This is a genomic window from Hydrobacter penzbergensis (genome assembly GCF_900106985.1).
In the GTDB taxonomy this organism is placed as follows: Bacteria; Bacteroidota; Bacteroidia; order Chitinophagales; family Chitinophagaceae; genus Sediminibacterium; species Sediminibacterium magnilacihabitans.
In genome coordinates this window covers 28690-53515 of the sequence record NZ_FNNO01000005.1, presented here as the reverse complement: position 1 = coordinate 53515, position 24826 = coordinate 28690, and the positions used below count along the sequence as shown (strand labels likewise).

Annotated in this window: 22 protein-coding genes; 7 read left to right on the top strand and 15 right to left on the bottom strand. The window is 46.7% G+C overall.

Annotation, left to right across the window (positions count from 1 at the left end; all coding sequences use genetic code 11):
- Positions 1-25 precede the first annotated feature (25 nt).
- Entirely contained in the window at positions 26-655 is a 630-nt protein-coding gene (locus BLU98_RS06985) for a MerR family transcriptional regulator (protein ID WP_257574778.1), read from the top strand.
- 2 nt (positions 656-657) lie between these two features.
- Here the strand turns inward: BLU98_RS06985 and BLU98_RS06980 are convergent, their stop codons facing one another.
- The 7 genes from BLU98_RS06980 to rsfS form a co-directional block, all read right to left on the bottom strand.
- Positions 658-1761 (bottom strand): mechanosensitive ion channel family protein, encoded by a 1104-nt coding sequence (locus BLU98_RS06980; protein WP_092723326.1) that lies wholly within the window; start codon positions 1759-1761, stop codon positions 658-660.
- 25 nt (positions 1762-1786) lie between these two features.
- Entirely contained in the window at positions 1787-2542 is a 756-nt protein-coding gene (locus BLU98_RS06975) for a UDP-2,3-diacylglucosamine diphosphatase (protein WP_092723325.1), read from the bottom strand.
- Positions 2543-2896, bottom strand: a complete 354-nt coding sequence (locus BLU98_RS18065; RefSeq protein WP_092723324.1) for a HepT-like ribonuclease domain-containing protein — start codon at positions 2894-2896, stop codon at positions 2543-2545. It lies immediately after the preceding gene.
- Positions 2889-3170 (bottom strand): nucleotidyltransferase family protein, encoded by a 282-nt coding sequence (locus BLU98_RS06965; protein ID WP_092723323.1) that lies wholly within the window; start codon positions 3168-3170, stop codon positions 2889-2891. Before BLU98_RS06965 ends, BLU98_RS18065 begins: the two co-directional genes overlap by 8 nt.
- A gap of 27 nt (positions 3171-3197) precedes the next feature.
- On the bottom strand, positions 3198-3830 hold the full coding sequence (locus BLU98_RS06960; protein ID WP_257574777.1) for a LutC/YkgG family protein: 633 nt from the start codon (positions 3828-3830) through the stop codon (positions 3198-3200).
- Positions 3830-5875, bottom strand: coding sequence for an ATP-dependent zinc metalloprotease FtsH (gene ftsH, locus BLU98_RS06955; RefSeq protein ID WP_092723321.1), 2046 nt, complete (start codon positions 5873-5875; stop codon positions 3830-3832). Before ftsH ends, BLU98_RS06960 begins: the two co-directional genes overlap by 1 nt.
- A 72-nt stretch (positions 5876-5947) precedes the next feature.
- The gene (rsfS, locus tag BLU98_RS06950) at positions 5948-6352 is read right to left on the bottom strand and encodes a ribosome silencing factor (RefSeq protein ID WP_092723320.1); all 405 of its coding nucleotides are present in this window, start codon (positions 6350-6352) and stop codon (positions 5948-5950) included.
- Between the two features lie 46 nt (positions 6353-6398).
- Here rsfS and BLU98_RS06945 point away from each other — a divergent pair, with 46 nt between their 5' ends.
- A complete protein-coding gene (locus tag BLU98_RS06945; RefSeq protein WP_092723319.1) occupies positions 6399-7148 on the top strand; it encodes a biotin--[acetyl-CoA-carboxylase] ligase in 750 nt (249 codons plus the stop codon).
- A gap of 8 nt (positions 7149-7156) precedes the next feature.
- Here BLU98_RS06945 and BLU98_RS06940 read toward each other — a convergent pair whose 3' ends face one another.
- Genes BLU98_RS06940 through BLU98_RS06930 form a run of 3 tightly spaced genes read right to left on the bottom strand, consistent with a single transcriptional unit; the run spans position 7157 to position 8929 of the window.
- A complete protein-coding gene (locus BLU98_RS06940; protein ID WP_026768699.1) occupies positions 7157-7387 on the bottom strand; it encodes a 4a-hydroxytetrahydrobiopterin dehydratase in 231 nt (76 codons plus the stop codon).
- A gap of 29 nt (positions 7388-7416) precedes the next feature.
- Complete coding sequence (locus BLU98_RS06935) at positions 7417-7851, bottom strand: IPExxxVDY family protein (protein ID WP_026768698.1); 435 nt, start codon at positions 7849-7851, stop codon at positions 7417-7419.
- A 10-nt stretch (positions 7852-7861) separates the two neighbouring features.
- Positions 7862-8929, bottom strand: coding sequence for a hypothetical protein (locus BLU98_RS06930; RefSeq protein WP_092723318.1), 1068 nt, complete (start codon positions 8927-8929; stop codon positions 7862-7864).
- Positions 8930-9030: 101 nt separating this feature from the next.
- Between BLU98_RS06930 and feoB the strand changes: the two genes are divergently transcribed.
- Positions 9031-11142, top strand: coding sequence for a ferrous iron transport protein B (gene feoB, locus BLU98_RS06925; RefSeq protein ID WP_092723317.1), 2112 nt, complete (start codon positions 9031-9033; stop codon positions 11140-11142).
- Here the strand turns inward: feoB and BLU98_RS06920 are convergent.
- Positions 11139-12029 (bottom strand): serine hydrolase, encoded by an 891-nt coding sequence (locus tag BLU98_RS06920; RefSeq protein WP_257574776.1) that lies wholly within the window; start codon positions 12027-12029, stop codon positions 11139-11141. The genes feoB and BLU98_RS06920 overlap by 4 nt on opposite strands.
- A gap of 164 nt (positions 12030-12193) precedes the next feature.
- The gene (gene bcp / locus BLU98_RS06915; protein WP_092723315.1) at positions 12194-12655 is read right to left on the bottom strand and encodes a thioredoxin-dependent thiol peroxidase; all 462 of its coding nucleotides are present in this window, start codon (positions 12653-12655) and stop codon (positions 12194-12196) included.
- A 255-nt stretch (positions 12656-12910) separates the two neighbouring features.
- Here bcp and BLU98_RS06910 point away from each other — a divergent pair, with 255 nt between their 5' ends.
- The gene (locus tag BLU98_RS06910) at positions 12911-13375 is read left to right on the top strand and encodes a GyrI-like domain-containing protein (protein ID WP_092723314.1); all 465 of its coding nucleotides are present in this window, start codon (positions 12911-12913) and stop codon (positions 13373-13375) included.
- Between the two features lie 12 nt (positions 13376-13387).
- On the opposite strand, the gene BLU98_RS06905 is transcribed toward BLU98_RS06910, so the two are convergent.
- Entirely contained in the window at positions 13388-14749 is a 1362-nt protein-coding gene (locus BLU98_RS06905; RefSeq protein WP_092723313.1) for an ATP-binding protein, read from the bottom strand.
- A gap of 209 nt (positions 14750-14958) precedes the next feature.
- Between BLU98_RS06905 and carB the strand changes: the two genes are divergently transcribed.
- The 3 genes from carB to BLU98_RS06890 are packed head-to-tail and all read left to right on the top strand — an operon-like array spanning position 14959 to position 21044.
- Positions 14959-16605: a carbamoyl-phosphate synthase large subunit gene (gene carB / locus BLU98_RS06900; RefSeq protein ID WP_037327646.1), complete on the top strand. Its 1647-nt coding sequence runs from the start codon at positions 14959-14961 to the stop codon at positions 16603-16605.
- A gap of 29 nt (positions 16606-16634) precedes the next feature.
- Entirely contained in the window at positions 16635-20033 is a 3399-nt protein-coding gene (locus tag BLU98_RS06895; protein WP_092723312.1) for a trifunctional glycoside hydrolase family 18/polysaccharide deacetylase/glycosyltransferase family 2 protein, read from the top strand.
- 48 nt (positions 20034-20081) lie between these two features.
- Positions 20082-21044: a transketolase family protein gene (locus BLU98_RS06890; RefSeq protein ID WP_092723311.1), complete on the top strand. Its 963-nt coding sequence runs from the start codon at positions 20082-20084 to the stop codon at positions 21042-21044.
- 7 nt (positions 21045-21051) lie between these two features.
- On the opposite strand, the gene pdxH is transcribed toward BLU98_RS06890, so the two are convergent.
- Positions 21052-21699, bottom strand: coding sequence for a pyridoxamine 5'-phosphate oxidase (pdxH, locus tag BLU98_RS06885; RefSeq protein WP_092723310.1), 648 nt, complete (start codon positions 21697-21699; stop codon positions 21052-21054).
- Between the two features lie 54 nt (positions 21700-21753).
- Complete coding sequence (locus BLU98_RS06880) at positions 21754-24819, bottom strand: efflux RND transporter permease subunit (RefSeq protein WP_092723309.1); 3066 nt, start codon at positions 24817-24819, stop codon at positions 21754-21756.
- Between the last annotated feature and the right edge of the window lie 7 nt (positions 24820-24826).

Sequence of the window (24826 nt, the reverse complement as noted above, 5' to 3'; positions counted from 1 at the left end):
CATTTTGTTGTAGTACTTTTATACCATGCGAAAGAACCTTTTGCAATTAGACATGTTTTCGGCAATGCCGGAAAGTCCTGTGATGGAGGAAAATGTCATGGAAGAACCAGTGATGATAGTACCTATACCGGAAGAGCCAAAAGCCATTCCGAGTGAGCCGGTGATCTTTGCCGATGAGCGGATCGTAGTAAAGCTCAAGCAACAGGCAACCGTTCCCGCTTCACCGTCGCCTGCCGTTGCTGTTAACAGAACCAAAACAGCGGGTAAGAGAGGACGTAAATCTTTCAAGGAGATCGACAGTGAAGTGGATCTCATCAACGTACCGGACGAAGAAGCGCTCAAACAGAAACTCTATTATTCTATCAGCGAAGTAGCTGGCTGGTTCAATGTAAATACATCGCTTTTGCGTTATTGGGAAAACGAGTTCGATATATTGCAACCGCGCAAGACCCGCAAAGGCGATCGTTTATTCCGCGCGGAAGACATCAGGAACCTGCAACTTATTTATTACCTGCTGCGCCAGCGTAAGTTTTCGATTGCCGGTGCGCGTAATTACCTCAAGACCAATAAAAAGAAAGTAGATACCCAAACCCAGTTGGTACAATCACTGACCAAATTCAAATCTTTTTTGCTGGAACTGAAAGCAACCCTTTGATATCAGGCGTTGCTTTTGTTGTTGTGCACCACTACATCGGTTGATGAAGCAGCCAGGCCAATGCCATTCTTTTCCAGCAACCCGATCACTTCCAGGTTCACCTGTTCGCGCATGCGGAAAAAATCTTCTATGGGCTGTTCCATGGTAGAGAAATAATCCACTGCCATGATATGTGCATTCTTGCCCGTATCCATCAGGTACACCACTTTGTTTTCTATTTCGGGCTTTTGCAGGATGTTTTTGATAGCCGGCGTTAGACCTGCCAGTTGATCGGCAGTAGCGCTGAGTTCCAGCTCTAGTCTGAGTTCCACTTTTCTTTGTGTGCGAAGGGTAATATTGTCAATGATGGTGTCTACCATTTGTTTATTAGGCACCGTGATAAAAGTTTTGTCCATGGTGCGGATGCGGGTGCTGCGCAACCCTATTTTCTCAATATTACCGGTAAAGCCGCTCACTTTTACAAGGTCGCCTGTTTTAAAAGGTTTATCAAAGAAGATGATGAAAGAAGCGATCAGGTTCTCCATACTCTCTTTTGTAGCCAGGGCAACCGCGGCACCCACGAGGCTTAAGCCGGTGAGCACGCTGCTGATATTCTGATGAAATGAAGCGCGTACGATGAGTAGTACACCCATGATCACCAGTATGGCTTTCACGAAATCTTTGATAAAACCGATCAGTTGATTATCTGCCTGCCCCGTTGTTTTATGGGTCCTTTCTTTTAATATCAAAGCCAGGAAATCGATGATGCGAAGACATAGCCATATAAAAACACCGATCAGTATCCCGTCGGAAATGGAATCGATCAATTGCCTGGAAGTAACATGAAATATCCTGAAGTCAAGGGCACTTGGAAAGGTTAACTTATCCAATGCAATCATGGAAATGAGTAGTACCAGAAAAGTCTCTAAGGGCCCCACCACCAGGTCGAGGAAGGATTGTGGGCCAACAGCCTTGCCTTCTTTGGCCATTGTCCACCGGTAAATGAGCCTGGCCAGGAATTTGATGATGATCCTTTTGCAAAGCAGCACCAGCAATATCGTACCTGCTACATATAAATAAGCTTCGAGGGTATTGTTCAGGAACTCCTGCTGCAAGAATTTGTTCATACCTGCAAGTTACAAAGAACCGGTCTTAGTGCTTCCATTCGTGCAGTTGCACATCGGTTCCGTCGAAACTGGCATAAGTGAAGGTGCGTATCCAGTCGCCCAGGTTGATGTAACGGCTGGTATCACTCAGCTTAAAATCAATGGGGTAGTGGCGATGCCCGAAGATGAAATAATCAAACTGCTGTTGCCTGAGCACTTCTTTGGAATAAATGATCAGCCATTCGTTGTCTTCACCGAGGAAATGTTGGTCGGCAGAACCCGTCTTCTCACGGCTTTTACGGCTGAAATAATTGGCCAGTCCTATGCCCCAGGTAGGGTGCAGTTGTCCGAATAACCATTGGCACAGCGGACTGCGGAATATTTTTTTGATGAATTTATAGCCTTTGTCGCCCGGTCCCAGTCCGTCGCCATGGCCAATGTAGAATTGTTTGCCGTTGCGTTCGAATACTTTCGGCTCGTGGTATACCGGGATGTTCAGTTCTTTTTCAAAATATCCGCTCATCCACATATCGTGATTGCCAACGAATACATGCACTTTGATACCACTATCGGTCAATTCTGCCAGTTTACCCAACAGGCGTGTATACCCTTTGGGAACCACTGCTTTGTATTCATACCAAAAATCGAAAATATCGCCTACGATGAATATCTCCGCAGCATCCTGTTTGATGCTGTCTAAAAAACCCACTACTTTTTTTTCTCTCACCAGGCTGCTCTCAAAATCAGGTGCACCCAAATGAAAATCTGATAAAAAGTATATTTTCTTCCCATTTATATCCATCTATTCACTCTTCGGAAAGTTATTAATAAGGGATTGCACTTTCTGCTTTAACGATGGCAAATCTAATTGTATGATCTCCCATAGTAACACATAGTCAAGCCCAAAGTATTCGTGAATGATTTTATTCCTTAAATCAGCTGCCTCCCTCCATTCAACCTCCGGATAATTGGCTTTGTATGCTGACGTTACTTGTTTCGACGCTTCTCCTATGATCTCAAAATTCCGTACTACCGCATCTTTGGTCTTTCTGTCATTATAAAAATCGTCTTCCGTTAGGTCATGTACATACTCTTCGATAGTTACTATCGCTTCCAGTATGTCATTCAATAAAAGAAGATTATTGCGTTTAGACATAAATCAGATCAGGCTCAATCGCTGCAAAATACTGCGGGCGTATTCCTCTTTTTGAAACCAGGTCTACCTTTTTGTGCAGCAATTTTTCGATATCGTAATTCAAATGAAGGAAACGAAGGCCCAGTGGACCATTGAGTTCTACCATGATGTCCACATCACTGTCTCTTTGTTGATCCCCCCTGCTGTAAGAACCAAATAGGGCCATACTTTTAATGGGGTACTTATTGAAAAGCTCCCTTTTGTGTTGTTGCAGTATTTGAATCACTTCACTCATCTGTGTAAAGCTACGTATTATATTTTATCAGCGTTCTACCAGGAAGCAGAACACTTCTTTCGGACCGTGTACCCCTACCACTAGTGTTTTTTCGATATCGGCGGTACGGCTTGGGCCGCTGGCCAGCGTAATGAGTGATGGCATTTGTGTGTTGTATTTGTGCCGCATTTTTTCCATCGCGTCAGCAATATCGTATACCAACTGATCGGTATAGGCGATGCAAATATGCACCGGTGCGTACACACTTACGGTACGCCCGCTTTGCTGGCCGCTGCTCATCAACAGGCTGCCTGTTCTGGCTACCAGGCATTCACAACCCGTAATGGCCACATCACAGCTTTGCACATCGGGTGCTGTCATCGCCGCAAAACCCGCATCTGTAAGTCTTTTTTTCAAATCGGCTTCCCTGCAATAGACCGACGTCCACTTGCGCTGTATGGCCAGCATACCCAGTTGAGACGCCAGTTCTTTTTCACTCGTGCAAAATGAAAACCGCCCCTGCAGCTTGTTGAAATTCTCTGCAAAGGCAATCTCCAGCTCCTGTTGTTGTGGCTGGAATACGCTGGAACTGCCCGCACTTTCGGGAAAGGGAACAGGCACTGGTTGCCCCAGTGCCTGTTTTATTTTTTGCAGTATATTTTTCTTAGCCGTATTTGTCATTATGAGATCACTGTGGTTTCAGGAGGCGCAATGGTTTCACCGGGAATATTCTGCCCGGCATGGCCGTTGCTCTGTTCTGCCGATATTTCCAGCAGTTTCTTTTCTTCAAAAGGTCTTCTTCCGATAAGTTCCTCCACATCACTCTTGTGCAGCACTTCTTTGTCCAGCAGCTCTTTCGCCAGTATCTCTACTTCCTGTTTTTTCTCAGTCAACAATTGCAAAGTGCGCTTATATGCTTCATCAATGATGTTCCTTACTTCTTCGTCGATGATCTTGCCGGTTTCTTCGCTGTATGGTTTGGTGAAGGTATTCTCCTGCGAAGGATCGTAGAAACTTACGTTTCCTACTTTGTTATTCATACCATAAGCCGTTACCATACTATAAGCGATCTTGGTAATCTGTTGCAGGTCGTTGGCTGCACCGGTAGATATTTTACCAAAGAATATCTCTTCTGCGGCACGGCCACCCAGGGTCATACAGATCTGGTCCATCAATTGATCGGTTGTATAGAGGTATTGCTCTGTAGGCGTGTATTGGGCATATCCCAATGCTGCCGTACCACGCGGTACGATGGTTACTTTCAACAACGGGTAAGCATGTTCCAGGAACCAACCGCAGATAGCATGTCCAGCTTCATGGTACGCGATCACGGCTTTCTCGTTCGGCGCAATGATCTTGTTTTTCTTTTCCAGTCCGCCGATAACCCTGTCGATCGCATCCTGGAAATCGCTCATATCCACCGCTTCTTTATTCTTACGGGCTGCTATCAGCGCCGCTTCATTACATACGTTGGCAATATCCGCGCCTGCGAAACCAGGTGTTTGTTCGGCCAGTTTATGCAGGTCGAGCGTTTCGGAAATTTTGATCGGGGTCAGGTGTACTTTAAAGATCGCTTCCCTTCCTTTCACATCGGGCCTGTCGATCGATATCTGCCTGTCGAAACGACCGGGGCGCAGCAACGCGCTGTCCAGCACATCGGGCCTGTTAGTGGCCGCGAGGATGATGATACCCGTATCACCGCCAAAACCATCCATCTCTACCAGCAACTGGTTCAATGTATTCTCGCGTTCGTCGTTGCTCATGATGGCATTGCGTCCGCGGGCACGTCCGATGGCGTCGATCTCATCAATGAAAATGATACAGGGTGCTTTTTCGCGGGCCTGTTTGAACAGGTCGCGTACGCGGCTGGCGCCTACACCCACGAACATTTCCACGAAATCGCTACCGCTGAGGCTGAAGAAAGGAACCTGCGCTTCACCCGCCATGGCTTTGGCCAGCAGGGTTTTACCGGTTCCGGGAGGACCCACCAGTAGCGCACCTTTGGGTATCTTTCCACCCAGTGAGGTATATTTTTTAGGGTTTTTGAGGAAGTCCACGATCTCCATCACTTCCACTTTGGCTTCATCGAGACCGGCTACATCGGCAAAAGTGATGTTCACTTTGGCGCCTTTGTCGAACAGGGTGGCTTTGGATTTGCCAATGTTGAAAATGCCGCCCGGACCGCCACCGCCTGCGGGGCCGCCCATCTTACGCATCAACAGTATCCATACAACAATGATAAGACCGAGAGAGAATACGGCATTGATAACGGGACTAAACCATTCCGCTTCTTCAATCGCATTCTGGGGTACTTCTTCTATCTTGTAAGTCTTATATACATCGGCCAAGCCACTCTGGAAAGCGGTCCAATCGGTCACTTTAAACACAAACAGGGGACTCTGTTTTACTTTATCTTTTGTAAGCACCTGCTTGAATTTCTGTACATAGAAATCTTTTACCAGGCTATCCTGTTTGATATAAATCCGTACCTCGTGTTTATTGGTCACCAGGTCCAGCTTCTCTACATCGCCCTTGATCAGCATTTTTTGTTTGAACTCCTGCTCCGTGGTACGGGTGAGGTCGGGCGCAAAACGCATGAACTGCGCCGAAAGCAGGATGATGGCAATAATGGCATAAACCCAATAGGGATTGAATTTGAATCCCTTGCGAGGTCCATCGCCTTTGTCCTGCATGCCCGGCTTCGTATTCTTATTTTCCTGTAACATAACGGTTCTTCTCTCTGGTAATAATAAGGTTTATTGGTGGTAAACGTTCGGCGTTCCTTTTTATTTTAACAATTACAGCTCGTGTAACTGAGACTCTGCATCGCTCCACATCTCTTCCAGCCTGTAGAACTTCCTCGATTCAGGGTGCATAACATGTACTACAATGTTCACATAGTCTATCAGCACCCATTGTAAAGCCTGCTTACCTTCGTGTTTATAGGGAATTTCTTCGCACAGGAGTTTTACCTGTTCTTCGATATAATCGCTGATGGCCCTCACCTGTATGCCACTGGAAGCCTGGCAAACGATGAAAAAATCGGCCGAAGCTTCGGGTATTTTTCGCAGGTCCAGACTCACAATGTTCTCTCCCTTCTTATCCTGTATAGCTTTGATAATGGTCTTGAAGATCTTCGAATTGCGTGAGAGCCTTGTTACGGTGTTCTTTTTACGGCTTTTTAAAACAGAAAGTGGTTCCAATCATTATTAAATTAACTTCGTCAAAAATAGTAATTCTTTGTCACCAATGGCTGCTAAACGTCACGTCGGTTCACCATTCGTGGAATTATCCAATACAGACAGTACCAACATCCATGCCATCAGACAGTTACAGGCAAATATGGCCGCTCATGGTACCGCTTTTTTTGCTTATACGCAGTATGCCGGCAAGGGGCAAAGGGGTAAAGAGTGGGACAGTGAACCGGGAAGCAATATCATTTTATCGGTTGTGCTCGACAGTTCTTTCCTGCTGATTACCCAGCAGTTCTACCTGAGCGCGATGGTGGCCCTGGCCTGCCACGATTTTTACAGCAGCTATGCCGGAGAAGAGACTAAAATAAAATGGCCCAACGATCTTTACTGGCGTGACAGAAAGGCAGGGGGTATCCTCATCGAAACCCTTGTGAGAGGCCATAAATGGCAGTGGGCGGTTGTAGGAATGGGCATCAACATCAATCAAACAGTATTCCCGCCACAGGCCCGGCGCGCTGTTTCACTGAAACAGATCACCGGTAAACAATACGATGTTCCCGCATTGGCCCGCGAGCTTTGTGCCTGCCTCGAACGCCGCTACCAGGAGCTCCTCGGAAAACAGTTCGAATCCCTGCTCGATGAGTATAACCGGCTCCTGTTCATGCGCAATGAAACCATGAAACTGAAAAAAGAGAGCGTAAGTTTTCAGTGCACTATTAAAAGTGTGAACCCCGACGGGGCCTTACTGGTAGAAGGGGGAATACAGGACCAGTTCAGGTTCGGTGAAGTAGAATGGATATTTTAAACCTTACTTCAGAGTAAAGCATCGATCTTTTTAGCCAGTGCATGGTCCTTTTCCGTGATCACATCACCTGCATCATGGGTATTGAGCCATATCTCTACACGGTTCCATACGTTGGTCCACAACGGATGATGGTTCATTTTTTCTGCTTCGATGGCCACCCTGGTCATGAAAGCAAAGGCCTCCGAAAAATTCCTGAACTCGAATTTCCGGTACAGGCTGTTGTTTTGTTCAGTCCACATAAGAGGAGATTTCTGATTTGATCGTTTTGTCAAAACACCATGTTCCCTTTGTTCTTAATCTGCTCATTGGTGAGTTCCGCTACCAGCTGAACACCATTCAGGTTCTTCACCGACTGTTTGATCCAACTGCATTTTTCATCGTCCACCCAATCGCCTTTCATCAGCCAAAGAAAGTCCATGTGCCTGAACTCGGGCAAAAGGTATTCGCCATCGAACTGGTTATGGTACAGGTAATGCGTTAAAAAACTGTTCGGTTCTTTCGACTCATACACTGTAAAGTAATAACTACGGTCTTTTTTCTTCAGGTGTACTTCAATGCCGGGATTCACGCGAAAATCATAACCCAGCAAATGATTCAATTGCAAACAGAACTGGTAATTTTTCAGTGGGGCCGTTATACCCAGCAAACGGGTATCTTCAAAGAAGTCTTCATTGAGTTCTTCTATGTTCAGGCGCAGTTTCATTCCCGCAAAGTTAGAATTCCATTTGAGTGGAAGGAAGTTTTCCCTGCGTATCCGTTGAAAGGATCAGATCGTATACCTGCTTTACCCTGTCTTTCTCTGCTTCGTAATCGATGGGACCGCTGGAAACCGGGTTTTTTGTAAGCCTGATTATATAGTTAGGCGCAACAGGAAGATTGAGGTGCCCATACAGCGGCTCTTTCTCTCCATTTGCATGGTCCCTGTTCAGGGAATGCACCACGAGGTAATTATAATGGGGTGTCGCATTTTTTTTCAGTTGCCTGGCAATCTCCATCAGAACAGCCGCATCCGCGCCTCCATCATTTTGTTGCCCGAGAGCAGCAAAGAGCAATATGGTAGTTGTTGCATGATGATTGATAAAGCCCAGCAGGTTTTTCACATGGTAGGTCTGGGGAGTAAAACCCGTTTTCAATTCTATGGAAAGTGTTGCCGAATGGTCGGGGAAATGATTTTTCAATCCCTGTGCTGTTATATAGATCACCGGGATCTTTGCTGTTGCGGTGGTATCGCGTTTGTTGAAGCCGAGATGATCGGGGATGGATGAACTGTTGTACACGAAATAAGCACTGGCGCCTTTTTTAAAAGCGATGTCTGCCATTTTTCTGATCTCCGCCTCCAGGTTGAACTGCGTATTGTCTTTCTGGTCTTCCAGCAATTCTTTCAGGTCCCTGAACCACGGCTGCCTGTTTTCATTCAACGCCATAGCGGCTTCTCCTTTCACTTGCTTTGAAGCGCTGAATGCGAGAGGGGTGTAATCGGTTTGCAGATCCAGGAGCTGGCCATCTACTTTCAATTGCGTGGTCGGGTCGATCTGTTTGCCTTCGCTCACATCAAATTCCTGCAAATATCCGTGAACCCCTTTCGGCTCCAGGCCTATTTGCTGGTATTGCTGCACCAGGTATTGTATATTGAGGGGCCATTCCGTTAATTGCCGGGTATATCCTTTCAGGTTCGCAACCATTTCTGCATTGGCCCTTTCTTCGGCCTTTCTTTTCTTTCTTTGGCTTTGGGAATAAGTAACAGCCGGTATCAGCAGTACCATCCATAAAAATTTCTTCATATGTACAGTTAGGATGGCAAAAATAATGCCGTTGTTATTCTGTTCCCAAACTCGTAAGCACGCGCTTTATATTGCAGCTACTTTTGCAAACATTTCAGACTTTGGGAAAGAAATCGGTACATATAGCCCTGGTTGGTAATCCCAACAGTGGAAAAAGCTCTTTATTCAACGCCCTTACCGGCCTGAATCAGAAAGTGGGCAACTTCCCCGGTGTTACGGTAGATAAGAAAACAGGTTCGCTCTGGCTGGATGACCAGCAGCAGGCTGAGCTCATCGACCTGCCCGGGACTTACAGCCTCTATCCACGCCGGGCCGATGAATGGGTGGCTTATAAAGTGCTCATGGGTGCCGATCCCGATATCCAAACCGATGTGGTGTTACTGGTAGCGGATGCCAGCAACCTCAAGCGCAACCTGCTTTTCTGCAGCCAGATCATCGACCTGAAAATACCGGTGGTGATGGCGCTGACCATGAACGATATCGCTGCAAAAAAGAACATCAATATTGATATCAGCGGACTCGAAGCCGAACTGGGTATACCTGTTGTAGCCGTAAACCCGCGTAAAAACAAAGGTATCGGTAACCTGAAAAAAATATTACAGCAGGTAGCCCGCATCCATGCAGCCACGCATACCCGTGATTTCATCGATACCAAAAAGCTGGCACCCGAGGCCATTCATGGCGTGCAGCAATTGGTGCCGCAACTGAGCGATTATGCCTCGGTGCATTACCTCATCAACCACGAACAGTTTCCGCTGAACAATACTTTACAGGCGGCCATTGAACAGGTGGAGATCGATCACAAATTCAACCCCACCAAAACACAAGCTGAAGAGATCATGCAGCGATACCATCGCATCCGGCAGATCATGCAACAGAATGTGGTGGAGCCTGGCCCGCTGGAGAAAAAACTGTTCACCGACAAACTCGATAACCTGCTCCTGCACCGTACCTGGGGTTATATCATTTTATTGACCGTACTGTTCCTCTTGTTCCAGAGTATCTTCTGGCTGGCGCGTTTTCCTATGGATGGTATTGAATGGAGTTTTCAGCAAGCGAGCAGTTGGCTGGGTAATGTGCTGCCGCAAGCCTGGTGGAGCGATCTGTTCATCAACGGTATTGTAGCCGGACTAAGCGGCATATTGGTGTTCGTTCCTCAGATCATGATCCTGTTCGGACTCATTACTTTGCTGGAAGATACGGGCTATATGGCGCGCATCAGTTTTTTGAGTGATAAGCTCATGCGCAAAGTGGGACTGAACGGTAAAAGTGTGATGCCCATGATCAGTGGCTTTGCCTGTGCCGTCCCTGCCATCATGAGCACCCGCAACATAGAGAATCGCAAAGAGCGGTTGCTGACCATCCTTATCACACCGTTGATGAGTTGCAGTGCGCGTTTGCCTGTATATACCATATTGATCTCTTTGGTGATTGATGATAAATATTATTTCGGTTTTCTCAGCCTGCAAGGATTGGTGATGATGGGTCTTTACCTCCTCGGAACCACCATGGCATTGATTGTGAGTTATGTGATGAAGTGGTTCGTGAAGATCCAGGAAAAGAGTTTCTTCATACTGGAATTGCCGGTATACCGGGCTCCGCGCTGGAAAAATGCGGCCATTACCATGGTGGAAAAAGCCAGGATCTTTGTAACCGATGCTGGTAAAGTGATCATGGTAATCAGTTTACTGCTCTGGTTCCTGAGCAATTACGGACCCGATCACCGGATATCAAAATTGGAAGACAAATATGCGGCGCTGATGCAGCAGATGCCGGCACAAAAAGACTCGTTGCAAAAACACCTGTCTACCGAAAAACTGCAGAACTCTTATGCAGGTATCCTGGGCAAGACGATTGAGCCGGTGATTGCTCCATTGGGTTATGACTGGAAGATCGGCATTGCTCTTATTACTTCTTTTGCCGCCAGGGAAGTATTCGTGGGTACCATGGCCACGCTATATAGTGTGGAAGAATCTGATAATTCTTCTCTGCGTGAAAAACTGCAGTCGGCCCGGCATCCCGATGGCCGGCCTGTATATACGCTGGCTGCCGCTTTATCGTTGATGGTGTTTTATGTACTGGCCATGCAGTGCATGAGTACATTGGCAGTGGTGAAACGTGAAACCAAGTCGTGGAAATGGCCTGTATTCCAGTTCACTTACATGACCATACTGGCTTATTCCATGAGCTTCCTGGTATATCATCTCTTCTAGTTATAATATTCCCATAGCAGCTTCGATAATTTGCGCGTGAGCACCCAGGCTTCGTTGGTAGATTCATCCCAACTAATATCTTTATTATTCTTGGTGCAGATGCAAAAAACATAACTGCATTTCTTTCCGTTCACAAACAACACTTCATTCCGGGTAGCGTCTACCGCACCGCTTTTACTGGCAACAAAAACATCGGACGGTATCTGCGAAATAGCATTCTCATCCCAATAATTCCTGCCCAGTAAACGCAGCATCATCTGGCTGGTGCTGTCGCTGATCACCTGCTTCTTCACAATCATTTCCATGAGTGATGCCATTTCCCTGGGCGATGATTGTCCCCACCCGTACATATTCCTGTTGGCTTCCCTTCCCGGCGTGCGGCTGTTCACCCTGGTTACTTTCAGACCGAGGCTATCCATGAGCTCGTTGATGCGTGTGCCTTTACCTGCCAGGGTTTGTAACCAGAGGCTGGCTGTATTGTCACTCATAGTAAGCATGAGCATCATCACTTTGCTCAGTTCAATCTTTTCGTCGTTCTTGAAAGAACCCAATATGTCTACCCCTTCGTACAGGAGCGAGTCTTTATAAGTGAGTACCTGGTGGTAATCCAGTTCTTTTCTATGAATCTTATCCATGATACCTGTCAGAATAGGCACTTTGACCATGCTGGCCGTAGGAAAAACCGTATCGGCATTGATGGACACTATGCGGTTCCTTTTGAGATCGTGTACATATATGCCAATGTCGCCATTGAATCCTTTCAGCAACTGGGTCACCTGTTGTTGCAGGCGTTGATCTGCTTTCTGTGCAAAACAAGCAATCGTTAATAAAAGGTAACTGAAGAAAAGTGTGGTTTGTTTCATGGTAACAGTAGTCTGATGAAACAAGTTAAGCATTTTTAGGCATTAAGAGGACTGTTGAAAAATGAGAGATGAGTCTTGAAGAATTTCTTGAGTCGGATAAAATGCAACAATTATTAGTTGCCAAAACCAACATTTTGAGGGCACTTTTGGCAGGAAATAAATTTATTGGCTGCCAAAACCAGAGTGAATTATTGTCCATCCCAGGCTACGAGTATTTCTTCGGTATGTTTTTTTGAAACCGGTTTTGCGATGATCTTTCTGATGATGCCTTTTTCATCGATCAGGAAAGTAGTGCGTTTGGTGCCGATGATGGTACGGCCCATAAACTGCTTCTCGCCCCATACCTTGTATTGATTTACAATGGTGAGGTCTTCATCAGCAATAAGTGAAAAAGGCAAGCTGTATTTGGTTTCAAATTTCTTGTGCTTTTTCACACTGTCGGTACTCACACCGATCACTTTGAATCCTCGTTTGGTGAGTTCGCTATAATTGTCGCGCAGGTTGCAGGCCTGGTTGGTGCAGGTAGGGGTATCGTCGTGCGGGTAAAAATAGAGTACTACTTTGCTTCCTTTGAAATATTCCAGTGAAATCTCTTTCCCGTTCTGGTCAACCCCTTTGAAAACAGGGGCTTTGCTTCCTTCTTTTAGCATAGTCGTGCTTCTTTATTGAAAGGGTAAAATTAGCTTGTTTGCAGTGTCAAAAAAGCAATATATTGAAGAAAAAATAATATTTTAGGCTTATATAACGAAGGCCTCATCCAGATCGGGTTTTGAGAATCTGTTTAAATTCAAAACTTACTTTTAAAAAGCTAAATTAGTATTGCTTTTTCTCAGAATCGAATTCAATTGCAGAAATCATTCCTCCAAACTAGGCCGCACCAAATTTGTAGTTAAATCCAGGAAAGTATGATACAATTTGAAGGTTTTAAAATCATAGGTCTTACCGTAAGAACAACTAACGAAAATGATCAATCGTCAAAAGATATTGGTCAGCTTTGGGAACAATTTTATGCTAACAATGTACTTGCAAAGATTCCTAATAAAATCAATAACGAAGTTTATTCAATATACACTGACTACACGAGCGATCATACTGGCGAATACACAACTATTATCGGCGCAGCTGTAACCAGTTTGGATAACATTCCCGATAAGCTTATCGGGCGTATATTTCAACCCGACAATTTTGAAGTCTTTACAGCTAAAGGGCAAATGCCCCAAGCTATCATAAACACCTGGTTTAATATTTGGAAACAGGATAATGAATTACAAAGAAAATACAGTTACGATTTTGAAGTTTATGGTGACAATTCACAAAAAGACGACTGTTCGGAAATACAAATTTTTGTAGCGACAAATAAGATGAAATGACGCTTTAAATTCCTAATTCGCTATATGAATCTGTTTTTGGAACCAATTCATATAGGCCTCGAGTTGGGTGGCTAGAAAATATGGCAGGTTCAACAAATAATAGGTCTTTCCCGAAGGAGTAACCAGCTGCGAGATATGAATATTGCCGGCATAGAAACGAATAGCCATATTATGCGGTACCATATCCATAAAAATATGCAATGATTTAAGCTTCCCTGTTGCACCTGATTTTACTTCTATGGGAATCAACTTCCCTTCATAAGGATATAAATAATCTACTTCGGCATTCGAAGTGCTTTTTTCACGCACCCAAAAATAGAGACTGCTTAAGGATAAATATTGGTGTGCCAGTATTTCTTGCCCTACCAGGTGTTCTATCATGGTACCATTATATACGCTGTTTAAATCCTCGCTTTGTATGATATCGGTCTGAATCCCTGCCATATAATTAAGCAATCCTGTATCCAATGCCTGTAACCGCGGCTTCTTTTTTTGATCAGGCATTAGCGGTAACGTAGCATTCGTTTGAGGATAGATAAGTTGGATCAGAAAGGTCTTTTCAAGCATTATCAATGCCTCCTTTACATCACGCGAGCGATAAGAAGAATGTCCAAAACCTTCAAAAGTGATCCGCTTTCCTGCTTCCCCGAAAACAGACCGGATGGCATGCCTGATCAGTTGAACCTGTTGAGAAGTATTGGCATATTTTTCTACATCGTCGGCATACGATGTCAGCAATGAATCATAAATAGATACCAAAGCGGTGAGATCTTTATTATGTGCATAATGACTCACCACTTCGGGCATACCGCCTGTTAAAGCATAAGTATGAAATAAACGCTGAAGTGTATCCTGTGCATAATCGGGTAAGGGTATTTCCTGTAGCTTTTCCAGTGCAACCATTTCGCCATTGGCACCTAGGAATTCGAGGAATGAGGCAGGTCGTAATATTTTGTATTCCACTCGCCCTACCGGAAAATGTATGTTTTTATCGAAGGCCGTTTCCAATGTACTGCCTGCCGCTATCACCGGTAATGCAGGCTCCTGTTCGTACAAATACCTGAGTATATTCAATGCAGGGGGATGTTCCTGTATTTCATCAATGAATAATAAAGTATTTTCTTTTTCAGATAATAACTTATTCTTTAAAAGGAAAACGGTTTGCAGCAATATAGGTACATTGGTAAACTGCTCAAATGGCTTCCTGTCTTCTTCCAGTTCCAGGTTCAGGTAGATAAACTGCTTGCATTGTTTTCCCAACTCCCTGACGACCGTAGTTTTGCCCACCTGCCTGGCCCCTCTAAGAACCAGGGGCTTCCTATCTGGCTTTTCAAGCCATAACTGCAACTCTTTCAATATATTACGATCGAACATGTAATAAAATTAGGGTAATTTTTACTCAATTTTGTAATAAAATTAGGGTAATTTTTACTCAATTTTGTAATAAAATTAGGGTAACTGGACTTAATCGAGCAATTCAAGCGCCTGCATCTGTACGTTTACAGCAATAGCCATAACACGAAAATAATCCCCCATAATTCCCTTATCAGTCCTACATTTGCACAATTTATTTTTTAGCAACCATGCCCAAAGACCTTTCCATCAAATCTGTGCTCATCATCGGTTCTGGCCCCATTGTAATTGGCCAGGCCTGTGAATTCGATTATTCCGGCTCCCAGGCTGCCCGCAGCCTGCGTGAAGAAGGCATCAAAGTGATCCTGATCAACAGCAACCCCGCTACCATCATGACCGACCCCATGATGGCCGATAAGGTATACCTGTTGCCCCTCACCGTGGAGAGCATCGAACAGATACTCGACGAGAACCAGATCGATGCCGTACTGCCTACCATGGGTGGTCAAACAGCCCTCAACCTCTGTAAAGAGGCCGACGAGCTGGGTGTTTGGGAAAAATATGGTGTTCGTCTGATAGGGGTAGATGTTGCCGCCATCGATACAGCAGAAGACCGCGAGAAATTCCGCCAGCTGATGGTGAAGATTGGTATGGCTGTGGCTCCCAGCAGGGTGGCCAACAGCTTTTTGGAGGGCAAGGAGTTTGCACAGGAAATCGGATTCCCCCTCGTAATCCGTCCTTCATTTACCCTCGGCGGTACCGGCGGCGGTTTCGTACACAGCAAAGAAGACCTCGATGCAGCCCTTGATAGAGGTTTGAAAGCCTCTCCCATCCACGAGGTGCTGGTTGAAAAAGCAGTTTTGGGATGGAAAGAATATGAGCTGGAGCTCCTGCGTGACCAGAAGGATAATGTGGTGATCATCTGTACAGTGGAGAACCTCGACCCCATGGGCGTGCACACCGGCGACTCCATCACCGTAGCGCCGGCTATGACCCTCAGCGATACCGCTTTCCAGGAAATGCGCAACAAAGCCATCCTCATGATGCGCTCGCTGGGCAATTTTGCCGGCGGTTGTAACGTGCAGTTCGCGCTTAACCCGGCAACAGAAGAACTCATCGCCGTGGAAATAAACCCCCGCGTGAGCCGCTCTTCCGCCCTCGCTTCCAAAGCAACCGGTTATCCCATTGCCAAGATCGCAGCCAAACTCGCCATCGGTTATTCACTCGATGAACTGAAGAACCAGATCACCCAAACCACTTCGGCTTATTTTGAGCCTGCACTGGATTATGTGATCGTAAAAGTACCCCGCTGGAACTTCGATAAATTCAAAGGCGCTAATGATACCCTTGGTCTGCAAATGAAAAGTGTGGGTGAAGTGATGGCCATCGGCAGAAGTTTTTCAGAAGCTATTCAGAAAGCCTGCCAGAGCCTGGAGAACGATGCAGTGGGATTGGGTTATTATGGTAAAAGCCTTATGAAAAGCGCCGAGCTGGTAGAATACATCAAAACCCCGAAATGGGATCGTATCTTCCGCATCAAAGATGCACTGATGCAGGGCTCTACTGTTAAATCCATCGTGCAGGCAACCGGTATCGACCGCTGGTTCATTTACCAGATACAGCTCATCTGCAATATGGAAAAAGAAATTGCTAAATATTCTATCGCTACCATACCTGATGACCTGTTGAAAGATGCCAAAAAGAACGGCTTCTCCGATGAGCAGATCGCGCGCATCCTGCATGGCGACTGCACAGACGAGCAAGTGTATGAGAAAAGAAAAGCATTGGGTATTACCAGGGTGTACAAGATGGTAGATACCTGCAGTGCCGAGTTCGAAGCCAAAACACCTTATTTCTATAGTACCTTTGAGGGATAGCCCAGTAAACCTGACTGCTAACCCTGTACATGAATAGAGAAAACGCACAAATTTTTCAGACAAATAATGCCTCCCGTTGGCAACGAACCAAATGGGGCAGCCGGCTGGTTCTTTTTTTACTGCTTATTGGCGCTACCGCTTTTGTCATCGCTTATAATTACTCTGCTAACAAACCGCAGCAATTACCTGTTTTCCAGGATGAGATCAAGAAAAAGGTATTGCAGCCCGATAAGCCCACAGAGCCTATCACCAAAGAATACCAGGGCATCCGCAAATTCATCAATGATAAGTGGGCAAAGGGGCTTGGCTGCGGGCAGAACAATCAGGTGATTGACCTTTCCAGTTCGCCATATTTCAACGACAGCGTGGGTATCCGGGCGGCTTTTTACGTAAACTGGGACCCCCAGTCGCTCATCTCCCTTCAAAAGAATATTGACAAGATCAATCTCGTAATACCCGAATGGTTTTTCCTGGATACCAAGGGCGACAGCCTGTTGCTGGATATAGACAGGAATGCCCTCGGTATCATGAAAGCAGCGGGTATCAAGATCATGCCGTTGCTCACCAATAACTTTCAGAAGACATGGCATGGTGATGTAGTACACCGCATCATCAATGATCCCGTGAAGAAAAGTAAGCTCATCAACGACATCATACGGGTTTGTAAGATATACGATCTGTCGGGCGTGAACATCGACTTCGAAGCATTGATAGAAGCCAAAAATGAAGTGCTTACCGCTTTCCAGAAAGAGCTCTATGAAAAAATGCACGCTGCAGGATTGATGGTATCGCAGGATGTGAGTCCTTTCAATGAAGACTACGACCAGGCGGCATTGGCCAATTACAACGATTACCTGTTCCTGATGGCTTACGATGAACATTCGGCGGACAGCAGGCCGGGCCCCATCAGCAGCCAGCGTTGGGTAGAAAAAGCACTCGATCAGGTTACCAAAAAGATACCACCCGGTAAAGTTGTATTGTGTATGGCCGCGTTTGGATACGACTGGGTGAACGGTGGCGGCTCGGGTTCCACTACCACCCTCGCTTACCGCGATGCGATCACTGTAGCAAGGGAAAGTGAGGGTCAGATACGGTTCGACAACGACACGTATAACCTCAGCTATCTTTATTACGATGAAATCAACGACCTTCACGAAGTGCATTTTACCGATGCAGCCACCAATTTCAATACCCTGCGTTTTGCTACCGAATACCAACTGGCGGGTACGGCCCTGTGGCGGCTGGGGAGTGAAGACCTTCGGCTCTGGCAGTTCTACAACAAATCCATGAACAAAGATGCCCTCCGCCAGTTCGATTTTTCGATCTTCAACAAGATGGCGGGAAGCAACAACGTGGATTATATTGGCAGCGGCGATATCATGAAAGTGATTGCCATGCCCCGCAGTGGTCATATCAGTATCCAAATAGACTCGGCAGCGGGCCTCATTGCAGAAGAAACCTACGATTCATTGCCTTCCATGTTCATGGTAAAACAAATGGGCGCGCCTCAAGGCAAAAAATTAGTGCTCACTTTCGACGACGGGCCAGATCCTAAATACACCGGTAAAGTGCTGGATATTCTTTCACATTACCATGTGCCTGCCGCTTTCTTCCTGGTAGGTATCGAAGCGGAAAAGCATATCCCGTTGGTGCAACGCATCTACCGCGAAGGACATGAAATAGGCAACCACACTTTCACCCATCCTAATATTGCCAAAGTGGGTAAACAGCGGGCCGATCTGGAGATCAATGCCACAAGGCTGCTGATTGAATGCATTACCGGGCACAGCACCATTCTCTTTCGCGCGCCATACAGCGATGCGGATAATGATAACCCGGGCGAGATGGAAGCCTTACTGCCCATCAGCCTTCGCAGAACCAAAGATTACCTCACCATTGGTGAGAACATAGACCCGAAGGACTGGCAAACCGATGCCGACTATACTTTGACAGCCGATACCATTTTCAACAGGGTGGTAAGGCAGAAGGATACTGGCAATATCATCCTGTTGCACGATGCCGGTGGCGACCGCAATGCTACTATTGAAGCATTACCACGCATCATTGAATATTTTCAGAAAAACGGTTACCAGTTTGTGTCCATCGCCAACCTGCTCGGCAGGAAAAAGGATGAAATGATGCCCCCTCTCCCCAAGGGAAGTGGCTACGATCTCATGCAGGTAGACCTTTGGTTGTTCAAAGCCGGTTTTTACGGCGGCAACTTTTTCTCGGGCCTGTTTATCTTATTCCTCGTACTGGGTATTGTGCGCATGCTCATCATCCTGGTATTATCTATACTGCAAAGACGGAAAGACAAACGAACGGTACTGCCTCCGCTGGCGGGCTCTCCACTGGTATCTATTATTGTACCCGCTTATAACGAGGAAGTGAATGCCGTTGGCTCGCTGCACAATCTCCTGCGTTGCGACTATCCCAATTTCAATCTCATTTTTGTAGATGATGGCAGCGGCGACCATACGTTCGACCAGGTGAATGAAGCATTCAAAAACCATCCATTGGTGAAAGTATTCAGCAAACCTAACGGTGGAAAAGCTTCTGCATTGAATTTCGGCATCAGTCATACCGATGCCGAATATGTGGTTTGTATTGACGCCGATACCAAATTATTACCCAATGCCGTGAGCCTGATGATGCGGCATTTTGCCGATGAGGACGCCGGCGCTGTAGCAGGTAATGTGAAAGTGGGCAATGAAGTGAACATCCTCACACACTGGCAGAGCATTGAATATATTTCAAGCCAGAATATCGACCGCAATGCATTTGCGTATTTCAACGGCATCACCGTTGTTCCGGGCGCCATTGGCGCTTTCCGGAAGCAGGCCATTGAAGATGCTGGCGGGTTTACCACCGATACACTGGCCGAAGATTGTGATCTTACTATTCGTATCCTGCGCTGTGGTTATAATATCAAAAATGAAAACAAAGCCATTGCATATACTGAAGCGCCGGAAACATTGAAACAGTTCATGAAACAACGTTTCCGCTGGACCTTTGGCGTAATGCAGACTTTCTGGAAAAACAGGGATGCGCTCTTCAATTTCAAAACAGGCCGGGTGGGCTGGATTGTTTTACCCGATATGCTGTTGTTCAAATACATTGTGCCTTTTTTAACACCTATTGCCGACCTGCTGATGCTGATTGGTTTATTAACAGGGAATATCGCGCAAATAGGCGCCTATTACCTGCTTTTCCTACTGGTAGACCTGGTCATCGCCATGGTTTCCTTCCGGTACGAGCGTGAAAACATGCTGAAGCTGGTACCGCTCATACCACAACGGATCATTTACCGCTGGCTGATGCTGATTGTACTGCTCCGGGCCTTTAAGCGGGCCATCCAGGGCGAGCTGCAGCATTGGGGCGTTTTAAAAAGAACCGGAAATGTAAAGGAAGTCGTGACGGTCAATTAAGCGGTTTTCCTTTACTTTGCAGCACTTTCAAGCAAACAGCTCCCGATCATGAAGTTAAAAGACATACAGGTACTGAACGAGAAAGAAACCCGTGGCGGTTTCGGTGAAGGCATTTATGAAATTGGCAAAGAAAACGAGAACGTGGTAGTACTCACGGCCGACCTTGCCGGCTCACTCAAACTGGGCCCTTTTATCAAGGATTTCCCCCATCGTTTTGTACAGGTAGGTATTGCCGAAGCCAATATGATTGGCATTGCTGCCGGTATGACGGTAGGCGGCAAGATCCCTTATACCACCACCTTCGCCAACTTCAGCACCGGTCGCGTATACGACCAGATCAGGCAGAGCGTAGCTTACAGCGGCAAGAATGTAAAGATCTGCGCCTCACATGCCGGTTTAACACTGGGTGAAGACGGCGCTACCCACCAGATACTGGAAGATATTGGTTTGATGAAAATGTTGCCGGGCATGACGGTGATCGTTCCCTGCGACTTCAACCAGACCAAAGCAGCCACCAAAGCCATCGCTTCTTATGAAGGTCCCGTTTACCTTCGTTTCGGAAGACCCAAATGGCCCAACTTCACCAAAGAAGACGGCAGCGATTTTGTGATTGGCAAAGCACAACAACTGAGCGAAGGAACCGATGTTTCCATTTTCGCCTGCGGTCACATGGTATGGAAAGCCATTGAAGCCGGCAGGATACTGGAAGAAAAAGGTATCAGCGTAGAACTCATTAACATACACACGATCAAACCACTCGATACAGAAGCCATTATCAAGTCTATCAGCAAAACCAAATGTGCTGTTACTGTAGAAGAGCACAATGTTATTGGTGGATTGGGCGATGCTATTGCACAGGTAGCTGCCAAACACCAGCCTGTTCCTATTGAGTACATCGGCACCAACGATACTTTTGGCGAAAGCGGTAAACCCACTGAACTACTTGCCAAATACGGCCTCGATACACCTTTCATCGTTGCGGCCGCAGAAAAAGTAATGAGCCGGAAATAATTCGCTGTTACGGCGCCAGCCTTTCTCTTTTCCATTTGTGCGCACCGGAAGCTGTGTATCGTAGCCGGTCGTGCAACCGGCTGCCGCGTCCCTGCCAGAATTCAATAACACTGGGCTTTACGATATAGCCTCCCCAGTTCTCGGGCCGTGGGATGTTTTCGTAACCAAATTGTTGCTCGTATTTGCTGTAATTGGTTTCTATCTCTGTACGGTTAGCCACCACACGGCTTTGAGGGGAGGCCCAGGCGCCGATGCGGCTTCCGGCAGGCCTTGACTCGAAATAATCATCACTTTCTGCAGTACTTGTTTTAGATACCGTGCCTTCTATGCGTACCTGCCTTTCCAATTCTTTCCAGAAGAATACCAGGGCTGCATGCGGGTTCGCTTCCAGTTCCATGCCTTTGCGGCTTTTATAATTGGTGAAAAAAACAAAGCCATGCTCATCGTATCCTTTGAGCAATACAATGCGCGCGGCCGGAAGACCTTCAGGGGTTACCGTGGCAAGGGTCATTGCATTCACTTCATCAATATGACTGGCAATAGCCTCTTCCCACCAACGGGTGAACTGTGTAATGGGATCGGCGGCGATATCGTTTTCGTCGAGAGATTGTAATTTATAATCACGCCTGATGTCTGCAATAGATGATGCTGCCATAAGCCTAGGGTTTTAGTCCCATAAAGGTATCACAAGCAGGAACATAAAATTGCACTATTCGGTAATATCTACACTCCTGGCCTTGTGCTTACCTGATATGAATGTGTATACAGCCGGTATCACAAACAAGGTAAGGATCAGCGAGAAAAGGATACCTCCTACCACTACGATACCCAGCGGTATACGGCTGGTGGAAGCGGCGCCCAGGCTCAACGCAATTGGCAGGGCTCCCAATGATGTAGCCAAACTGGTCATGATGATGGGCCTCAACCTTTGTGTGGCGGCTTCCACTACCGCCTGCATCTTGGGCAGGCCATTGGCCCTTTTCTGGTTGGCAAATTCTACGATTAAAATACCATTCTTGGTTACCAGTCCTATCAGCATAATCATACCAATCTCCGAGAAAATATTGAGGGTTTGTTTGAATACAAACAAACTCAACAACGCCCCAGCCAGTGCCAGCGGCACGGTGATCATGATGGTAAGTGGGTCGAGGAAGCTTTCAAACTGTGCCGATAATACCAGGTAGATCAGTATCAACGCCAGTATGAAGGCAAACACAATATTGGAAGAACTTTCAGAATAATCACGCGAAGGGCCGCTTAGGGAAGTTTGGAAACTCTGGTCGAGCAATTTGCCGGCAATGGCATTCATTGCGTTGATACCATCTCCAATGGTCTTGCCTTCGGCCAGTGATGCTGAAATGGTTGCCGCTTTGTACCTGTTGAAGTGATAGAGCGTTGAAGGATTACTGCTTTGTTCCAGGTGTACCACCGCATCGAGCGGGATACTCTTTCCTTTGTTGTTTTTTACATAGAGGTTCCTGATATCGTTTGGATTATCGCGATTGCCGCGGTCTACCTGTCCAATTACCTGGTATTGGTAGCCATTCATAATAAAGTAGGCCATCCGCCCTCCACTGAATGCGGCCTGTATAGCCGATACCACATCGGCAGTGCTGAGTCCAAGGTCCTTTATTTTCATACGATCTACCGTCAACTGTACTTCCGGGCGATTGAATTTCAGGTTCACATCTGCATTGGAGAAGGTTTTGTCTTTCCGCACTTCATCCAGGAATTTAGGTATGATCTCCCGCAACTTGTTAATATCCTGGTTTTGCAGGATGAACTGCACGGGCAACGAACCCCGCGAGCCAAGTCCCACCGAAATGGTCTGCTCCTGTATAGCAAACACACGCATCTGGTTAAAACGGCTCAGTTTCTTCTGCAGGTCGTTGGCAATATCGTTCTGGCTCCTGGTTCTCAGTTGAGGGTCTACCAGCCCAATCCTTGGCTGCGTGGTATTTGTACCGCCGAACGACGGAGTACGGGCAAACACAAAATCCCGTTCAGGTACCGAATCATACAGGTAATCGGTGAGGTTATCGGCCAGCTTCTGCATGTAGTTATAGCTGGTGCCTTCTGCCGCTACCACGCTGAAACGTACGCTGCTCCTGTCTTCCAGTGGTGCAATTTCACTTTGCAATCCTTTCATGATCCACCAGATCATGCATCCGCACACCAGCACAATCACCCATGCTATCCATCTCACGCGCATAAAAGCTTTCAGCAAGTTTTTATAGCCGTTCTCCATGCCGGTGAAGAAAGGTTCTGTTTTTTTATAGAACCAGCCTTCGTGCGCATTTTTTGTATTCAGGTAAACGTTGAGCACCGGCGTGATGGTAAGCGAAACGAAGGCGGAGATCAGTACTGCTGCAGCGAGTGTTACACCGAATTCGCGGAACAGCCTGCCCACGAATCCCTGTAAAAAGATCACCGGCAGGAACACTACCGCCAGGGTGATCGATGTAGAGATCACCGCGAAAAAAATCTCACGGCTTCCTTCCAGCGCCGCTTTGCGGATGGGAAGTCCTTCTTCCAGTTTTCGGAATATGTTTTCCGTTACTACAATACCATCGTCTACCACAAGGCCCGTTGCCAGCACAATACCCAGCAGGGTCAATATGTTGATAGAGAACCCGGCAATATACATGATGAAGAAAGTGGCCACCAATGAAATGGGGATATCTATCAAAGGCCGCAATGCGATCAGCCAGTTGCGGAAGAAGAAGAAGATCACAAGCACTACCAGTCCGAATGAGATCATCAGCGTTTCCTTCACTTCCGAGAGCGATCTTCTGATGATGGTGGTATTATCGATGAGCACATTGAATTCAATGTCCGATCTGTTGGCCGCTTTGATCTGTGCCAGCCTTTTGTCGAACTCATCGGCGATCTCAATATTATTAGCGCCTGGTTGTGGAATGATGGCCAGGCCTACGGCGTTCACACCGTTGTATTTCCATGCCTGCTCCAGTTGTTCTGGTCCCAGTTCTACCTTGGCCACATCGTTCAGGCGAACGATGCCCGATGAATCGGATTTGATGATCAGGTCACGGAATTGTTGTTCGGTGGTGAGGCGCCCCAGTGCCCGGATGATCAGTTCAGTATTGTTGCCATAGATCTTACCGGGCGGCAATTCAATGTTTTCTGTATTGAGCGCTGTTCTGATATCGGTAAACGCCACATTGTGTGCGCTCATTTTATCGGGGTTCATCCAGATACGCATGGCGTATCGCTTCTGGCCAAAAATGTTCACGGAGCTCACATCCTTGATCGTTTGCAGTTGTTGCTGCAATACGTTCTCTGCATAATCGCTGAGCTCGAGCAGGCTCTTGGTGCGGCTCTGCACTGCTAGTATTAAAATGAAGTCGCTGTTGGCATCTGCTTTGGATACTACCGGTGGCGCGTCTATATCCTGTGGCAGGCTTCGCTGCGCCTGGCCTACCTTATCACGCACATCGCTGGCCGCCGCCTCGAGGTCTATCCCCAGGTTGAACTCCACAGTGATCTGCGAGTTGCCGAGTGCGCTGGATGAAGTGATGGTACGAATACCAGGAATACCGTTGATCTGCTTTTCCAGGGGTTCTGTGATCTGGCTCTCGATGATATCGGCATTGGCGCCTGTATAGTTGGTGCTGATGGTGATAATGGGCGGATCGATGGCAGGGTAATCACGTACTGCGAGAAAGCTATATCCCACCACCCCGAACAGGATAATCAGGAGGTTCATTACGGTAGCCAGTACCGGCCGCTTCAACGATAATTCAGAAATATTCATAGGGCTA

What these genes read in the sequence shown, in the direction of transcription:
- BLU98_RS18065 (WP_092723324.1), bottom strand. Translation starts at nt 2,896, where the DNA reads ATGTCTAAACGCAATAATCTTCTTTTATTGAATGACATACTGGAAGCG.
- BLU98_RS06880 (WP_092723309.1), bottom strand. Translation starts at nt 24,819, where the DNA reads ATGAATATTTCTGAATTATCGTTGAAGCGGCCGGTACTGGCTACCGTA.
- BLU98_RS06895 (WP_092723312.1), top strand. Translation starts at nt 16,635, where the DNA reads ATGAATAGAGAAAACGCACAAATTTTTCAGACAAATAATGCCTCCCGT.
- ftsH (WP_092723321.1), bottom strand. Translation starts at nt 5,875, where the DNA reads ATGTTACAGGAAAATAAGAATACGAAGCCGGGCATGCAGGACAAAGGC.
- BLU98_RS06890 (WP_092723311.1), top strand. Translation starts at nt 20,082, where the DNA reads ATGAAGTTAAAAGACATACAGGTACTGAACGAGAAAGAAACCCGTGGC.
- BLU98_RS06905 (WP_092723313.1), bottom strand. Translation starts at nt 14,749, where the DNA reads ATGTTCGATCGTAATATATTGAAAGAGTTGCAGTTATGGCTTGAAAAG.
- BLU98_RS06930 (WP_092723318.1), bottom strand. Translation starts at nt 8,929, where the DNA reads ATGAAGAAATTTTTATGGATGGTACTGCTGATACCGGCTGTTACTTAT.
- pdxH (WP_092723310.1), bottom strand. Translation starts at nt 21,699, where the DNA reads ATGGCAGCATCATCTATTGCAGACATCAGGCGTGATTATAAATTACAA.
- BLU98_RS06910 (WP_092723314.1), top strand. Translation starts at nt 12,911, where the DNA reads ATGATACAATTTGAAGGTTTTAAAATCATAGGTCTTACCGTAAGAACA.
- BLU98_RS06960 (WP_257574777.1), bottom strand. Translation starts at nt 3,830, where the DNA reads ATGACAAATACGGCTAAGAAAAATATACTGCAAAAAATAAAACAGGCA.
- BLU98_RS06940 (WP_026768699.1), bottom strand. Translation starts at nt 7,387, where the DNA reads ATGTGGACTGAACAAAACAACAGCCTGTACCGGAAATTCGAGTTCAGG.
- BLU98_RS06935 (WP_026768698.1), bottom strand. Translation starts at nt 7,851, where the DNA reads ATGAAACTGCGCCTGAACATAGAAGAACTCAATGAAGACTTCTTTGAA.
- BLU98_RS06975 (WP_092723325.1), bottom strand. Translation starts at nt 2,542, where the DNA reads ATGGATATAAATGGGAAGAAAATATACTTTTTATCAGATTTTCATTTG.
- BLU98_RS06980 (WP_092723326.1), bottom strand. Translation starts at nt 1,761, where the DNA reads ATGAACAAATTCTTGCAGCAGGAGTTCCTGAACAATACCCTCGAAGCT.
- BLU98_RS06965 (WP_092723323.1), bottom strand. Translation starts at nt 3,170, where the DNA reads ATGAGTGAAGTGATTCAAATACTGCAACAACACAAAAGGGAGCTTTTC.
- BLU98_RS06945 (WP_092723319.1), top strand. Translation starts at nt 6,399, where the DNA reads ATGGCTGCTAAACGTCACGTCGGTTCACCATTCGTGGAATTATCCAAT.
- BLU98_RS06985 (WP_257574778.1), top strand. Translation starts at nt 26, where the DNA reads ATGCGAAAGAACCTTTTGCAATTAGACATGTTTTCGGCAATGCCGGAA.
- bcp (WP_092723315.1), bottom strand. Translation starts at nt 12,655, where the DNA reads ATGCTAAAAGAAGGAAGCAAAGCCCCTGTTTTCAAAGGGGTTGACCAG.
- carB (WP_037327646.1), top strand. Translation starts at nt 14,959, where the DNA reads ATGCCCAAAGACCTTTCCATCAAATCTGTGCTCATCATCGGTTCTGGC.